This window comes from Sulfuricurvum sp. (assembly GCF_041651515.1).
In the GTDB taxonomy this organism is placed as follows: domain Bacteria; phylum Campylobacterota; class Campylobacteria; order Campylobacterales; family Sulfurimonadaceae; genus Sulfuricurvum.
On record NZ_JBAZJF010000016.1, the window covers coordinates 1 to 15,925 of the forward strand.

12 protein-coding genes are annotated in these 15,925 nt (G+C 39.1%); 5 read left to right on the plus strand and 7 right to left on the minus strand.

The features are described from left to right. The first annotated feature begins 580 nt into the window (after positions 1-580). Positions 581-1,864, plus strand: coding sequence for an ATP-binding protein (locus WC407_RS14645; protein WP_013449971.1), 1,284 nt, complete (start codon positions 581-583; stop codon positions 1,862-1,864). Between the two features lie 46 nt (positions 1,865-1,910). Next, on the plus strand, positions 1,911-3,047 hold the full coding sequence (locus WC407_RS14650) for a site-specific integrase (RefSeq protein WP_013449972.1): 1,137 nt from the start codon (positions 1,911-1,913) through the stop codon (positions 3,045-3,047). A gap of 6 nt (positions 3,048-3,053) precedes the next feature. Here WC407_RS14650 and WC407_RS14655 read toward each other — a convergent pair whose 3' ends face one another. Continuing rightward, positions 3,054-3,470: a hypothetical protein gene (locus WC407_RS14655; RefSeq protein WP_013449973.1), complete on the minus strand. Its 417-nt coding sequence runs from the start codon at positions 3,468-3,470 to the stop codon at positions 3,054-3,056. Between the two features lie 120 nt (positions 3,471-3,590). Beyond that, the gene (locus WC407_RS14660) at positions 3,591-3,806 is read right to left on the minus strand and encodes a hypothetical protein (protein WP_013449974.1); all 216 of its coding nucleotides are present in this window, start codon (positions 3,804-3,806) and stop codon (positions 3,591-3,593) included. Between the two features lie 91 nt (positions 3,807-3,897). On the opposite strand from WC407_RS14660, the gene WC407_RS14665 reads away from it, so the two are divergent. The 3 genes from WC407_RS14665 (at position 3,898) to WC407_RS14675 (ending at position 7,959) form a co-directional block, all read left to right on the plus strand. Further along, positions 3,898-4,248, plus strand: a complete 351-nt coding sequence (locus WC407_RS14665) for a hypothetical protein (protein ID WP_013449975.1) — start codon at positions 3,898-3,900, stop codon at positions 4,246-4,248. A gap of 110 nt (positions 4,249-4,358) precedes the next feature. Continuing rightward, the gene (gene metE, locus WC407_RS14670) at positions 4,359-6,581 is read left to right on the plus strand and encodes a 5-methyltetrahydropteroyltriglutamate--homocysteine S-methyltransferase (RefSeq protein ID WP_373023392.1); all 2,223 of its coding nucleotides are present in this window, start codon (positions 4,359-4,361) and stop codon (positions 6,579-6,581) included. 217 nt (positions 6,582-6,798) lie between these two features. Beyond that, on the plus strand, positions 6,799-7,959 hold the full coding sequence (locus WC407_RS14675; protein WP_013449977.1) for an MFS transporter: 1,161 nt from the start codon (positions 6,799-6,801) through the stop codon (positions 7,957-7,959). Positions 7,960-7,968: 9 nt separating this feature from the next. Here the strand turns inward: WC407_RS14675 and WC407_RS14680 are convergent, their stop codons facing one another. From WC407_RS14680 to WC407_RS14700, 5 genes are all read right to left on the minus strand, one after another. Further along, positions 7,969-8,631 (minus strand): TetR/AcrR family transcriptional regulator, encoded by a 663-nt coding sequence (locus tag WC407_RS14680; RefSeq protein ID WP_373023393.1) that lies wholly within the window; start codon positions 8,629-8,631, stop codon positions 7,969-7,971. A 9-nt stretch (positions 8,632-8,640) separates the two neighbouring features. Next, complete coding sequence (locus tag WC407_RS14685) at positions 8,641-10,344, minus strand: efflux RND transporter permease subunit (RefSeq protein WP_373023394.1); 1,704 nt, start codon at positions 10,342-10,344, stop codon at positions 8,641-8,643. Between the two features lies 1 nt (position 10,345). Further along, positions 10,346-11,893, minus strand: coding sequence for an efflux RND transporter permease subunit (locus WC407_RS14690; protein WP_373023395.1), 1,548 nt, complete (start codon positions 11,891-11,893; stop codon positions 10,346-10,348). Next, on the minus strand, positions 11,886-12,485 hold the full coding sequence (locus tag WC407_RS14695; protein WP_373023396.1) for a TetR/AcrR family transcriptional regulator: 600 nt from the start codon (positions 12,483-12,485) through the stop codon (positions 11,886-11,888). The genes WC407_RS14690 and WC407_RS14695 overlap by 8 nt, the downstream gene beginning before the upstream one ends. A 199-nt stretch (positions 12,486-12,684) precedes the next feature. Then, positions 12,685-15,720 (minus strand): Tn3 family transposase, encoded by a 3,036-nt coding sequence (locus WC407_RS14700; RefSeq protein WP_373023397.1) that lies wholly within the window; start codon positions 15,718-15,720, stop codon positions 12,685-12,687. Between the last annotated feature and the right edge of the window lie 205 nt (positions 15,721-15,925).

Below are 15,925 nucleotides of genomic sequence, written 5' to 3' on the forward strand. Positions count from 1 at the left end.
GATGCACAATATGGCTTCGTTTTGGTATTAATACTAAGATAATACAATATTATCTTGTAAGTAAAAGGCAATTTTGCTATAATTTATTAAATGATCGATAGATTTAGAGATGAGTTTTGATTGCTTCGTTGAAAATATAGAGGTCATTTAATAGAGATTGGATATTGTTTAGATACTTAATGTGTCATTAGTATCATATATAGTCTAATTAACTAGACTATATATTCATAATTTGACAATATGTAGAGATAGGTCAATAATATTTGACTTATAGATTGGAAAGGCTTGATTATCTTAACGTGCTATGTTTTCCGTTTTCTGAATGGTTGCTATTTAAGATTTTTTAAAATGGATGGGAAAAAAAATCCTTTTGTAGGTTTATCGACTTTTTTAAAACGGTTGAAAAAGATTCATCCAAAATGTGGAAACATTGTAGTCTACCAAAGTTCAACAAGCTGCAATTATGTAGCAAGTGATTTTATGATGTATGGTGATTGATAAAAGTATTAACCGTGTTAATTTAGTACTTGACAATAAGTACAAAAATATATAAAATTGGTTTTATATAAAAGGATAAAATATGAGAGAAGTATTTCGCCGTATTATCATCGATTTTCAAGAACGTAGTCTACGACCTACAATTAAACGTGATGTTCAAATTCCTTTATTTAATGATAAGATAATTACTCTTATAGGAGTGCGTCGTTGTGGTAAAACTTCAATCCTTTATAAGATGATTGAAGAACTTCGAGAGAATATCGACTCTAAGAATATTGTGTATATTAATTTTGAAGATGACCGGTTGATGGGAACCACTGTCAGTGATTTGGATGATCTTATTGAAGGATATTTCGAGCTGTACCCTGAAAAAAGGGATGAAAAAATCTATCTCTTTGTCGATGAAGTGCAAAACATTCCGGGATGGGAAGTGTTTATCCGTCGTATATACGATACATTAAATGTTCAGATTATCATCACCGGTTCTTCTTCCAAACTCCTCAGTAGCGAGATAGCTACATCGCTGCGCGGGCGAACGCTCACATATGAGATATTCCCGTTTTCTTTCAAAGAGTATCTCCGTTTTAAAAACATTACCGTCAATCTAGATTCTTCTAAATCACTGAGCTTTATCAAGCACAATTTTGAAGAGTATCTGCTCTGTGGAGGATTTCCTGAAACAATAGGGCAAGAGGGATCCATTCAAAAAAGGATTCTGAGCGATTACGTGAATCTGATTGTCTATAAGGACCTCATTGAACGCTATGGTATTACCAATACCGCTCTTTTGAAACATTTGATCAAATATGCATTCGTCAACATGGCAACCTCGGTGAGTATTACCAAGCTCTATAACGACTTTAAATCTAATGGCTTTAAGCTCGGCAAAGAGACACTGTTTGATTATTTCGGATATTTGGAAGAGGCCTATGCCATTTTTAGTATCCCAATATTTAGAAGCTCTGTACGTGAAGAGCAGCGTAATCCTAAAAAAATCTATGCAATCGATAACGGACTGCGAGCGGTGTATGATGCCTCATTTTCACCTGATTACTCCAAACTCTATGAAAATCTCGTCTTTTTGGCACTCAGGTCCAAAACCAATGAAGTCTATTACATCAAAGAGCGTCAGGAAATCGATTTTTATTGTGTAATTGACGGTGAAAAACAGCTTATCAATGTCAGCGTGGATATCAGCAATCCTGACACCTTCGAGCGTGAAATAAACTCACTTGCCGAGGGGATGGAGTTCATAGGGGTGGATAAGAGTGTTCTCATCACAAAAGAGCGTGAAGGCTCCATGAGTGTAGGAGATAAAATAGTCTATTTAATCCCTCTTTGGAAATGGCTGTTAACTCATGATTAATGATACAAAACATAGCGTAATTGTTATTACTATTGAAGGCATTTAGATGTCCCCTCAACACTTCCAAGACGACCTTGCCGAGTGGGATCTCTGTACCGGAAAAGGGTTAGTAAGCGATCTCGATGCCTGGCGTGATCGCTACATTACTGAGAAGGTGGCTCAAGGGGTAAGCGATAAGACCCGTAAATCCTACGGAGAAGCACTGACCCCTCTTATAGAGTTTTCTCATCAGTATGATTCGATCATGGATTTGGATGGGTTATCGGCGAAGTTTGTGAATAACTACCTCATGTGGTACCAAGAACATCTCGCCTCTAAAGATCTCGAAGCTAAAAAAATATCGAAGGAAGAGTATCATCAAGTCCTCTCCAATCGTAAAGCCAACCGGGGGAAAAACGATGCGAAGCTCTCTATTGTCTATCGCTATGAGAAAAGTCTCTCTCACCGTTTAACCGTACTTAAACAGCTTCTGCTGTTCATCAGTGAAAACAATAAAGAGAACAAAGACTTCACTTCCCTCTTTAAATACTTCACCAAAATCAAAGTGCAAAAACGTAAAACGGAGTTTGTCACTGAGAGTGAACTCGAAGAACTAATCGATTTTATGAAGCATTGGCCTGAAGTTTTTAAAGAGCATTTCCCAAAGAGTTCGGAGCGTTATGCCTATCGCAATGCCTTGATCGTACTGCTTTACTGCCTAAGCGGTGCACGTGCCGATGAAGTGATCTCTCTAAAAATGGAGTATATCAAAGAGTCTGAATATAAAGATGACCATGGTACTACACATCTGTTTTATACGATCGCCTATCATACGACCAAAGGGGATAAATACCGCGAAGTAGTGGTGAGACGTGAAGAGATTGAACCGTTTGTCCATTACATGAGAGCCGTACTCCCGGATCCTTCCTATGTCCTCTCCAGTACCTATACCAACGGAACCTACACGAATAAGAAAATGCCCGATGTGGATATGTGGAAATTCACCACTTATGCTCTAAAAGCGATCGGGGTGAATAAAAGCGGACGTCATATCATCCGTAGGGGATATGCGACCAAAGAGCTCGCCGATGGGAAAGATTTGGCAATTGTCGCGATGGAGCTGGGGCACACGTCAACCAATACGACGTTCAGTGCTTATGTGAAGAATAATCCCGAACTCATGATGCGCCAAAAGATCAAATAAAAGGAACTAAACCTTCTGAAAATAGCGGGTCTCTCCATTGACCTTGGCACTGAATCCATCGGAGGCAATGTTGATTTGATGCATCATCAGATCAAAGTGTTTGGATGGGTTCTCATATACGTTCATCGCAATACTGTGATCAAAATGGACACGGTAATCGGCATGAAGCGCTTGAGAGGATTGTGGATGAATAAAACGTGCTTTTGCCTCGGGCAAGAAATGGAGAATAAAACCCGTTTTAGCGCATTGGAACTGTTGATTGCACAATTGTGAATCGATACGTGGTGAAATCTTTTCTTGTGTGATGGCAGAGCGATCAGAATGAATGATTTCCTCACTCATTAATGGAGTCGTGCCCAATAGACCGGTAGTAATCAGAGCGGTGGCTAAAAATCGTTTGGATTTATCGTGATATTTATACATTCGTTTCTCTCCTGATGCATGATCGAACAGATATGAGAAATTGTATAGTTGAATGATGAATGAATGCTAACAACGTACTTTCCGGCTGGAAGTAAATTGTAGATAGAAATTTAAAATCGATTAATTAGATTCAGGACGGCGATTTTTCTCGTTTAATTCTTCAGTGATTTTAAAAATTTTATTGGTGAGTAAAAATCCCTCTTCAGGGGAAAAAGATCCCCATTGATCAAGAATATGTTGATGAATAGAGAGAATTTGTACACGTATATCTAATTCTGATTTGAAATTTAGATCATTTTCGAGAGTAATAAGTCGGGAAGTAATTTCATTAAACATATTAAATTATAACTAATTAAACCTAAATGATACTGTCAAATAGTTTCGAAATTTTTCAGTATAATTCCATCAATTATTTTATGAGGATACTATGGCAAAAGGTTTCGGTGGAAAATATTTTTCACTCCAAGCGATCACCGCAACTGTCAATGCTACGACGTTGCATAACCGTGCCGTTCGCACCCAAAGTTGCCATGCCTATCGCATTTATTCTGCTGATGCGAGTATCGATGAGTCTCCCCCCGATGAACTCGATATTCTCCTCGAAGCACTAGAACCTTTCACCCCAAAGGTATCCCGTTGTCAGTGCCATTGTAACCGTTTCTACGGGCGTCGAACTCGATGTGCCCTATATCTCTCCTCATTGACCCCAAAACTTCGCTTTTTATTTCGCTATTTTCACACTGATACCTCTCCGCCCTCGCCTCTTTTCTTTTCGTAATTATCAGCACCATATTAGTCGCTCATGTGGCACATTCCATTGACATAATTAATGGAGAAGTGCCTCTATAAACATGACCCTACGGTTTTACATGTACAAGGAAACACATTATGAAAAATACTATTACCCTGCTCGGATTTCCACGTATCGGAGAAAAAAGAGAACTCAAATTTGCATTAGAAAGTTTTTGGAAAGGAACTATTGGCTTCGATGAACTGGAGACAATTGCATCTGATCTTCGAAAGCGCCACTGGAACTTACAGCGTGATTCCGGTATCCAAAAAGTTGCCATTAACGATTTTAGCTTCTACGACACTATGCTTGATATCATGGTAACCCTCGGTGCTACACCCGAACGCTTTAGCGATATATCCGACCCAATACGTCGATATTTTACGATGGCACGGGGAGATGAGAGCCATGTGGCGATGGAAATGACCAAATGGTTCAACACCAACTACCACTACCTTGTTCCTGAATTGCACGATCAATTTGTGTTCGGCGCAGTGAATGCCGAAAAAATCATCCATGAGTTTAACGAAGCCAAAGCTCTCGGATTAGAGGGGTGTATTCAGCTGATCGGTCCAATGACATTTTTTGCTCTCTCAAAATGCTCCGAATCGGTACGTCAAGCGCTGTTTGATAAGGTAATAGCACAATACGTCGCTTTATTAGAAACATTGCAAGCTTTAGATGCCGAGATCATAATACATGAACCATCACTCGTGTGTGATCCTACGCCTCACGATCTATCCTTGCTCAAAATAGCGTATGATCGGCTGGGAACACTTGCGCCTCTTTGGGTAGCAACCTATTTTGAACATTCCAACGAAGCGACTGCCGTTTTGGTGCACACTCCCATTAAAGGGCTTTATCTTGATTTTGTTCACGGAGAGAAAAATATCGAATCGCTTGAGGTGTTAGGCAAAAGTGATAAACACGTGAGCGTCGGGATCATAAACGGTCGCAATGTCTGGAAAAACGATCTTTCCGCTTCACTAAAGACCTTGAATACAATCGCAGATTATATTCCCAAAGAGCGTCTGAGCCTCAGCAGTTCATGTTCACTTTTGCATGTCCCCTATACGTTGCGACATGAAACAACATTGGATGCAAATGTGAAGACATTATTAGCCTTTGCCGAAGAGAAGCTCACAGAACTATCCGCTCTCTCAAAAGCATTTTTTGACAATGAAGAAATCGTATATCAGCGATATGACCCCTCTCGCACCGACCCTGCGGTTCAAATACGACTCTCTGCATTGCAAAGCGGTGATTACAAACGTACTTATCCGTTTCCCCTTCGACAAGAAGCAGCGCACGATTTGTTCGATCTGCCGATTCTACCGACGACAACCATCGGATCGTTTCCCCAAACCGCAGACATCCGCAAAATTCGTCAAGAGTTCAAAAAAGGGCTCATCTCCCGAGAAATCTATGAAATCGAAATGAAAAATGGGATCCGTGATTGCGTCGAATTTCAAGAGTCGATTGATCTGGATGTCTTGGTGCACGGGGAGTTTGAGCGTAACGATATGGTGGAGTATTTCGGTGAACAACTCAGCGGATTTGCTTTTAGCAGCAATGGCTGGGTACAGAGCTACGGAAGCCGATGTGTCAAACCACCACTACTTTATGGTGATGTGAGCCGACCGTACCCAATGACGCTAGAATGGAGTCTATTTGCCCAAAGTCTTACAGCGCGACCGATGAAAGGGATGCTCACGGGACCCGTAACGATTCTCAACTGGAGTTTCGTCCGTGACGATCAGCCCCGCTCCCTCACTTCAACTCAAATCGCCCTCGCTATCCGCGATGAAGTAGATGATTTGCAACGCTCCGGGATCAAAATGATCCAAGTGGACGAAGCGGCGTTCAAAGAGGGGTATCCGCTGCGTCGTGAAAAACGTGCCGAATATGAAAAATGGGCATTGGAGAGTTTCCTCCTATCCACCGCCGTGGCGGAACGTGATACCCAAATCCATACCCACATGTGCTACAGCGAGTTTACCGATATCATCAAAACCATCGAAGCGATGGACGCGGATGTAATCTCGATCGAAACGTCACGAAGCGGAAACCGATTACTGAAAATCTTTGCCGAAGTTGGGTATGCACAGGAAGTGGGACTGGGAGTCTATGATATCCATTCTCCTCGGATCCCTAGTATTGAAGAGATGGAAAAACAAATCCATGCACTTCTCGAAGTCCTTCCCGCCGCTCAGCTCTGGATTAATCCTGACTGTGGTTTGAAAACCCGTGGATGGGCAGAGACCAAAGCGGCATTAGAAAATATGGTTGAAGCGACCAAACGCGTTCGTCAAAGTCTCTAAAGCTGTTTCCCCTTTTGGGGAATGCAATAAAGTATGAATTAATCTGTTTTTAGTTAACCTAAAGACAAATCATATTGAAATTTTCTTGTGATAGTGAAGCTAAGAAAAAAGTGTTACAGGTAAAGAAGTATCTCAGCGAATAAAACCTCTATCACTTCTAAAATTCTTCGACACTTATATCCCAATATTTTTCCCGAGTTATATTGGAAGGAAACCAGTGAAAAAAATCAATAAAAATATCATCGCTTTGGGAATCAACAGCTTTTTTACTGACTTTTCAACCGAAATGGTCTTGCCTCTCTTGCCGATATTTTTGGAGCATTTTTTACACGCAACAAAAGGTGAGATTGGATTGATTGAAGGGTCTGCAGAAATGGGTGTTGCGTTACTTATCGCGCTATCCGGCTTTTATTCTGATCGGGCTGGAAAGCGTAAAGGGCTTACCATTATCGGATATGGTTTATCTAACATTATCAAGCCGTTTGCTTTTTTTGCCCAAAGTGCTACAATGATTGCAACAATCCGTATTGCTGACCGAGTAGGTAAAGGGATCCGGTCTGCACCTCGTGATGCCCTTATCAGTGCCAACACTCAGAAAGAGGTAAGCGGTTTTATTTTTGGGTTTCATAAAATGATGGACAGCGTTGGAGCTGTTGCAGGCTCATTGAGCGCTTTTGTATTATTGTGGTTTTTGGGACAGAGTGAAGCTACATTTCGGACTATTTTCGCTCTTAGCCTCATCCCAGGTATTATTTCTCTAGCGATTCTTGTATTATTTGTAACAGATGCTCCGTTCACCCCTTCACCATTACGAAAATTCCGTCCAAAAGCACTGAGTACACCGTTTTATTGGTTAGTCGGTTTTCAAAGCATCTTTAGTCTCTTCGCTATGAATTATTCGTTTATGATCCTCAAAGCGGGAGATAATGGTATGGCCCTAGCTATGATTCCATTAGCGTACACCCTCTATAATCTTATCTTATCAGTTTTTGCTATACCGATTGGTGAAATGGCAGACCGTTTCGGAAAAATTACGCTATTGTCTATCGTCTATTTAGCATTTGGTTTGGGAGCTTTTGCCATGTCATCAGGAACGATTTTGGGTGCATGGCTTGGATTTGCCATTTACGGATTTTTTGCCGGAGGATTTAACTCATTAGCAAAAGCAATTATCTCCGATACCGCACCGCTTGAGCTAAAAGCAACTGCCTATGGGGTCTATTATACGTCTATTGGAGCAGCTACCCTCATATCGTTAACTGTTAGTGGTTGGTTATGGGATCATTATGGAAGTTTTTTACCTTTTATAATTGCATCAAGTGTGGCTATAGGTTTAGCGGGCGCGTTATTCGGAATGCGAAACAAGTTTTCGCAGTAATTTTTACTCTTACAACCCCTTTAAGACTTTTAACAATACATTTTTCAAGTATTCATTAATTGCTTCCTTGTTCGACTTTATCAATAAATTTCCATCAACTAAGAATAATGCAAGACCATGGACAGAAGCCCATATTATTGTCAGCTGAAGCATTGGATTTTCTAATACGATACCCTCAGTTTCTTGGGCATCTACGAGAAGACTTATGAGGGGGTGCAAGCCCATTAGGTGATTTTCATCTTTATGGCCATGTGATTTTTCATACTCTTTATGATATTTATTTCCGAACAGTAAACGGTAAAGGTTTGGTTGCTCCATCGCAATATTGAGATACTCCCCCAACATCATTTCAAAACGCTTTGCAATACTATGAGTTTTATCTTGTAAGATAGGAGCTAATACCAAATTAAGTTGTTTATACCCTTTATCCATAACATCTAAAATTAGTGCTTCCTTATTATCATAATGACGATATATAGCTGACCTTGATATGTTCAGCCGAATGGATAATTCGCGCAGTGTTAGTACTTTTAACCCTTCTTTATCAACTATCTCGAATGCTGTTTCTACTAATGACTCTTTGAGATTTTTATGGTGGTAGGCCAATTTATTTTTAGTGAACTTACTCATATTCATAATAATGCCGATATAAATGCTTTTCTTTTGGGCCATACTAAAAAATCAGGCAGTGAAGGTATCGTCATGATTTGGATACATTTTTTTCAGTGGTTTGAAAATCAATACCGGCACTACAAAAAGAGAAACCAGATACGCGATAAGGGTGCCGCCTATGAGGGCAGCACCCAAACCGCTAAACACGGGGTCTAAGACCAAAAGAGAACTGGCGAATACAACAGCAAGGACTGTGAGTAAAATAGGTTTGGCTCTTGTTTGAATGGAAACGGCTATCGCCTTGTCTACACTAAAATGTTTTTCTTCGATTAGTTGTTTCGCAAAATCTATAATCAATAAAGAGTTTCTTGAGTTTATTCCTATCAGACCGATGAATCCTACTAAAGACGTACCGGTTATAAAAAAGGTTGTAGGTGAAAATATGTCGATAATAAAATGCATATAAATAACGCCTGCTATGGAAATAAAACTTGCCAGAATAATCCCAGTAGCGAGTGAAAAACTATGATAGTAGATCACCATCAAGAGAAAAATCATGATAATCGAAACTAAAAGAGCAAAACCCAAATCTCTAAATGTTTCAAAGGTAAGTTTTTGTTCTCCGTCCCAATGGAGATAAAATTCTTCACCTGTTTTTTTATGGGTTAGTTTTAAATCTAAAAATTTTGTTTTCTCGATAGTGTATTTCCCCGCAAGTTTTTCCATAATAACTTTTCGAGCATCCAGCAAAGGATATATCTGACTTTCCATATCCGCTTCCGCAATGATACTGATGAGCGGCGTTAAGTTTTTAGAGACTATTTTTTTAGTGTTAGTTGCATCTTTTATTTCTACCAATTCGCTTAAAGGTACCATCATCCCCTGTGAATTAAGTAGTTTTAATTCATTAAATTTATAAAGTAGAGTCTCTTTTTGATTATCTGATAATTTTTTTGTCTCTTTGCTCAACACCAAATGAATCGGGATTTGATTGTTGGCATAGGGGTCATGGATATAAGCGATATCCATCCCTTCAAATGCGGCATAGAGTACATTTTTGACGTGATCTATACTCAATCCTGCTCGAAAAATCTTCTCATCATTTAAAACAACTTCATATTTTTTATACGTTTGGTCTCGCTCAATGTCTACGTCTACCAATGTTTTTGTATCTTTGAATATAGTGTATATTTCATTCGCCAAAGTATTCAAATTGTTCTTATGATAATTCGGACTGGTAATTTCTGCAACCAAAGAAGCAAGCACCGGTGGACCTGCCGGATCTTCGATAAATTTGATATTGGCTCCTTCCGTGCTGCAGGCTTTTTGAACTATGGGTCTGAGCCGGCTAACCATTAGAAGCGAAGTTTCTTCTCTTGATTCTTTTTTACTTAAGTTGACTAAAATATTTGCCGTGTTCTCATTCGACTTGAGTACTCGCCATTTTATGATGGCTGACAAATCCACCGGCAGACTTTCACCCAAAAATATAGACATATTCTCTATTTCTTTTTCATTTTGCATGGTATTAGTAATACATTCAGTGACTTTTTTAGTTTCCTCTATCGATTTTCCCGATGGTAGGTCTACATAAATCGTGAAATAATCTGCGGTCGGCTTCGGTAAAAGTTTTGCTTTTACCAACATAGTAGGAAACATCATAATGGAAATTCCTACTATGATTAATGTGGCTAAAATAATGCCTTTTTGATTGCGATCACTGTGAAGAATCTTTAAAACGGTCTTTTCGATAAACTTTCTTTTAGTATGCATACTAGTCTCTTTTGGTCATAATTTTATTGACAAAATACGGTGTAAATATATAGGCAACCAACAGCGAAGCAAAAAGTGCAATTGGTGTGAAAATAGCCAACGGTCTGATATATTGACCAATGGTGCCGCCTACTAAAAAAATACTCAAAAAAGTTATCATGATTGCCACTGTTGCGAGATTCGTAGGGTTTCCCACTTCATTCGTAGCCGTAATAGCAATTTCTGCTACGCTTTTATCTTTCGATTCATGGTCATGAAAATGTCGATGAATATTTTCTATGACGATAATTGCGGCATCGACTAATATCCCTAGACTCAAAAGAAGTGCAAAGAGTGAAATTTTATTGATTGACAACCCTAATAGATATCCGCTCAAAAGGGTTAAAGATATAATCATGGGAACCGTCAATGTGACGATAAAGGCTTCTTTATAACCAAGTTGTAAAATCAAGAGAATACCGATAATAATCACGGATATAATGATATGTAAAACCAGTTCATTAACAGAATGGTTTGCGGTATACCCGTCATTACGAGTTATGATATATCCTATTCCTTCTTTTTCAAACTGTGGCTTCATGGTTTCCAGGAGGTCGTTGATCTGATTATTGATTTCAACAACATTGGCACCTTTTCTTTTGGAGACGGTTAAAGTGATCTGCTCTTTTTCGTTTGACAGTCCCAATTCTTTGGAACGGATCAAAGCCGATTTATAGTTTTGGATATCGAAACCTTTTTCAACCTTGGCAACATCTCTGATATATACGGAATTGGCTATTTGAATATTTTCAATATCACGTACCGTTTCAATTTCTTTTTTTAACCCGAATAATATTATTTTATTATCTTCATAATGTCCCTTCATATCCGGCACTCTCAGCGTTATTCCCTCGACCGCTTTTATAAAATGACCTAACGAGAGGTTGTAAGCACTGAGTTTATGCAAATCAACTAACACGTTGAATTGCTCTTTGCGCTCACCGATAAAGTCAGTCAGAGCAACGTCATTAATTCTATTAATTTGATGCTGAACAGGAATGAGTTTTCGGTGTAACTCCACAATATCCTTATCTTTGCCTTTGGAATAAAATGCTACCGATGCTACCGCGATATCAGAGTCAATATTAAAAGTTTTGATGATAGGTTGCATGATCCCTTTCGGCAAAGCATCGAGATTACGCATTACACTGTTATACAGATCGAAATCAGCTTCGGAGGAATCAGTACCTAAATAAAACTGTATGTTAAAAATAGCCATATTGTCCTGTGCAATACCGTAAATGTTTTCAACATTCGGAATTTCTTGCAACCTTCTTTCAAGCGGCTTGATAATCAGATTCTGAATCTCATCAGCTTTGACTCCGGGATAGGGAATCAGTACCGTCCCACCTGCGACCACGATTTGCGGATTTGCTTCTCTGGCGGATGATTGCAAAGAGATATATCCCATCGCCAATATAAACAGACTCAACATTAACGTTAGTGGGTGCTTGATAAATTTTCGTGCTAAAACCCCTGCGATATTTTCATTAGTTTCTTTGTTATCCATGAGTGTCAACTTTCAAGGTAGCCAGAAATGTAGTACATACTTCATGAACACTCTCAAGCAAGTCTATATTTTTTGTCACCATCCAAAAACTAATGTATCCATCACTGTATCCGCTTAAGGCATAAGCTCTTTTCATCGCTTCGATGTCATCTACATTGGAATCAAACTGCTTAAAGGTATTGGCAAGGAATTCGTAGACTTCATCAAAGGGATTATTAAAGTCGTTGTATAACGTATTGAAAAATAATGGATTATTCTTAAGTGTATGCTGTAACGCTTTTTCTTTTTGTATGTAGTATGAAAATTTTAATTTGATGAACGCTTCGATCTTGTCACGGTTTGTACTGTTTGGAGTTATTGAACTGTTAAGTTCTTCCATAAAACCTTTGATGTGATATCGAATATATTCAAGGTATAAACCTTCTTTATTAACAAAAATAGCATAGATGGTACTTTGAGACACTCCCGCATTTTTTGCTAAATCTGATATTTTCATATTTTCGTAACCGACTGTTTCAAATAACGTGGAAGCCTCTTCAAGAAGCAAATCTTTTTTGATCTCTTTCATTTTTTCATTAATTTTTTTAGCCATACATTCCCCTTTTTTACACATTACTAATTGAATTATACGTATATTATTTTAATTAGTAATTAAGTTACCATTATTATATTAAATTACCAATATAGGGTGTCCACCTACAAAGGGATTTTTATTCCCATGCGTTTTAAAGTTAGCTTAAATTCATTCTACAAGCCTCTACAAATCGTTTTTCCATTTCAGAAGCAGTCTGCTATGCCGATAAGGCTTTAATCGCTTCCATATCGAATTCATCCTCAATCTGCTTTTCTGTAAAATCATACTCACCGTAAAAATTGATATGTTGCCAGTGTACTATAGAGCCGTTTTTGAGGGCATTGACAATTTTGCTTTGCTGTTCTGGATCTTTTTCTTTGGCCAGCAGGTTTGAAAAATAGAGATAGTTCCAGCAGATAATCGAGTTTTGAATCAGCCGCAGTGCATTGCTGGCAATATCCTGCTCTTCCTTTGTGGCATAAAAATATTCACCGCTGTTTCCGAAAAAAACCGCTCTGGAGAATTTGTTGGCGTTCTCCACTTTGTTCAGTTGCTTTTCGATCTGCTGTCGCAAGGACACGTCATCAATGTAAGTGAGCAGAAATCGTGTCTTGATGATACGCCCGAACTCTCTGAGAGCTTGATAGAGTTTATGTTTGCGTGAATACGAAGTCAGCCGTTTGAGCAGCTGTGATGCGCTGACTCTACGTTCCTTAATGGTAAGTACCAATCGGACTATCTGTTCCCACTGCTCTTCAATGATTTGAGTATTTATTTGCTTAACTGGCAGAAGCGCATAGCCGTTATCGCGGTAAAGTTTTTTAGGCTCGAACGCATAGAGTTGCTGGTCCTTAAAATTCTTGATCCTTGGCGCAAACATAAATCCAAGCAGATGTGTTAACGCGAAAATTATCTCGCTGTATCCGAATGTATCGGTGGAGTGGATATCACTTTGAATCACCTCTTGATGCATCAGTCCATCAATAACATAAGCCGCTTCACGCTCACTTGCATTGATAACAGTTGTATAGAATAACCGCCCGGATTCATCTGAAAAGGTATATCGCGTCGATCCTCTTCCTAACCCGAAATATTTGAATGAATGCCCTGAATTGAGTGAATCGACGCTGAGATTAAATTTTTGTCCATCACTGGCAGTATGGTTTTTATGGGGGTTTGATCGAAACAACATGGGCACGTCAAGGCTTTCTGTAAAAGCGAGTACCGCATCATTGGCTTCTTGGAGCATATCGGGAGATAGATACCAAGTGCGGATATGATCAATATCATGTGCTGATATCCCTTTAGATATTTTTGCCATCTTCGGGATGCTGATATTACAGCCGTAGCCGATAATGGAGGCGTACAGTGCATTGGATTTAGGGGAACGGTGATGCAGTGTACGTGTATGGTGGAGGAATTTCGCACTGTAGATTGATAAACGATCTATCTGACGAAGCACATCAATGAGAGGTATGAATTTCTCTTTTGGTAGATATATACCGATTCCCTCATCCTCATCTTTTTTCTCTAACTTTGGGGTGTGAACCATATAAGAACCATCACCACGTGTGTGAAAAAATGAATTAATCCCCTTGATAATATTGCTGTTAACGCTTCGATAAATCCCATCGAGTTCGCCTTTGAGATCTTTTAGAATATTTTCATGAGTATGTAACGATTCCATTTGATGTTGTTTGAGATAATCAGCTTTAAACTGATGATATTCTTCCATATTAATCAGATAATCGTTAAATGCGCGGTAGCGGTAGGAGTGTTTAAGGTTGAGTGATCCTGATTTGATACCATCTGCAATGGCAATGAAGAGAAACATTTTATACAGCGATATCCGAAACGGCTCGTCCGTGCTACTTTGCAATAGAGAGTTTCTCTCCTCTTCTCTCAAAAACTCCATTGGTAACTTATTAGTTATATTGGCACCGGTTGTCCTGAAATGCGCAATTGCCTTCATTAGCGATTTGTCTGATTCTTTTTCATCAAATTCGAGAGCCTTGATGATATCTGATACACGGTTCTGAAGTTTACGGGAGCGTATCTCAAGTATTGTGTGATAACCGGTATAATCCTCAAGTTCCTCATGGGCGTCTAAATAAGGCTTTTTCTCCTCTTCATCCGCAATCATCGCTTCAACCTGCTCTCCAATGAGACGAATCTTTTCTTCTGTATCGATATTGGAAGCAATTGTCTTTTGAATGGAGTGCAGTTTTGGGATTAGGCTGTTTTTGACTAAGTCTGCGATTTCGGCGGATGCTTTGGAGCGAGACTGGCGCTGGAGGAAATAAACGTTCTGGTGTTCACGCAGAGCTGATATCTTTGCACTTTGAACCGATTGGACCAGTATGTCGCAAAGCTGATCACTCCGTATTCTGGTTTGATGAACAACAAAACAAATCAGATCAAACTGCCATTTGTGCTTGGCTTTTCGAAGTATCTGATGCATATCGCTTTTCTCAACCCACTGGGCGTAGTGGCGAGCAGTATTCTCTTCAAGGCTAATATCTCGTATGATATTCGAGATTGATGTATGGATATTTCGGACTGTCTCAAATGTACGAACCTCCTCTTTGATCTTTGAAGGTTTGAGTGAATGGGAAAACTTTTTGAATCGTGAGAGCACATAACGTCCTGGCAGTGTTTCATCGGTTTGGATCAACAGTTCCAACGGCTGCAACGCAGTATGAGCTGAATAAGATTTGAGCTTACCAAATATATTATTACGACGATGGTTCATCGCATCGGTGATAATTTTTGAGAGAAAGGTATAGGATGGAACTTCATAACGATATCCGACTGCCAATTCAACCAATGCATAGAAAAGTGCTTTTGGTGTTGGCAGCTGTGTAATGAGTTTATTAGCGGCGTCTTTCAATTTCTGCTGAAGTGTGCCATCTGGTGATTGATAGCCAAAGTGATCGCGGATAAGCCTCTTATAACGGATGCGTGTCTTTATATGGGGCGGATTCAATGTGCACGACTCAAAGAGATATCGGCTTTGGATATAAGCGATGTCTTCAGGCATAATTGCACCTGGTTCATAAAAAATTCTTGTTAACTTGAAGTAACCATATAACGCGATAAAAAAGGTTCGGTTTGCATCGCTTTCAAAATTTTCGAGTTCACGTTGCAATAAATCTGGCAATGCAAAAACCTCATTTCTTATATCGTTATCTAAAACAGGCGGTGTATCGAACTCTTTTTTTTGGGAATAGCTGAGGATTTGAATAAGCGGCATGACGATCCCAATTTTTTACTATTTTAACGACCGTTAGTTTACATTAATATAAGCTATGAATAAGGTCAGATATAAAATAAAAATATATGATAAAATACTTAATTATTATCTATTTTATAGCAAAGAGGAGATTGTGATGATTTTTGGCTATATTCGAGTCAGTACAGAACAACAATCTTTGCAAAATCAAAAACACAAGATCCTC

Excerpts from the sequence above, each read along its gene's own strand:
- WC407_RS14645 (WP_013449971.1), top strand. The coding sequence starts at position 581 with ATGAGAGAAGTATTTCGCCGTATTATCATCGATTTTCAAGAACGTAGT.
- WC407_RS14650 (WP_013449972.1), top strand. The coding sequence starts at position 1,911 with ATGTCCCCTCAACACTTCCAAGACGACCTTGCCGAGTGGGATCTCTGT.
- WC407_RS14655 (WP_013449973.1), bottom strand. The coding sequence starts at position 3,470 with ATGTATAAATATCACGATAAATCCAAACGATTTTTAGCCACCGCTCTG.
- WC407_RS14660 (WP_013449974.1), bottom strand. The coding sequence starts at position 3,806 with ATGTTTAATGAAATTACTTCCCGACTTATTACTCTCGAAAATGATCTA.
- WC407_RS14665 (WP_013449975.1), top strand. The coding sequence starts at position 3,898 with ATGGCAAAAGGTTTCGGTGGAAAATATTTTTCACTCCAAGCGATCACC.
- metE (WP_373023392.1), top strand. The coding sequence starts at position 4,359 with ATGAAAAATACTATTACCCTGCTCGGATTTCCACGTATCGGAGAAAAA.
- WC407_RS14680 (WP_373023393.1), bottom strand. The coding sequence starts at position 8,631 with ATGGCCCAAAAGAAAAGCATTTATATCGGCATTATTATGAATATGAGT.
- WC407_RS14685 (WP_373023394.1), bottom strand. The coding sequence starts at position 10,344 with ATGCATACTAAAAGAAAGTTTATCGAAAAGACCGTTTTAAAGATTCTT.
- WC407_RS14690 (WP_373023395.1), bottom strand. The coding sequence starts at position 11,893 with ATGGATAACAAAGAAACTAATGAAAATATCGCAGGGGTTTTAGCACGA.
- WC407_RS14695 (WP_373023396.1), bottom strand. The coding sequence starts at position 12,485 with ATGGCTAAAAAAATTAATGAAAAAATGAAAGAGATCAAAAAAGATTTG.
- WC407_RS14700 (WP_373023397.1), bottom strand. The coding sequence starts at position 15,720 with ATGCCGCTTATTCAAATCCTCAGCTATTCCCAAAAAAAAGAGTTCGAT.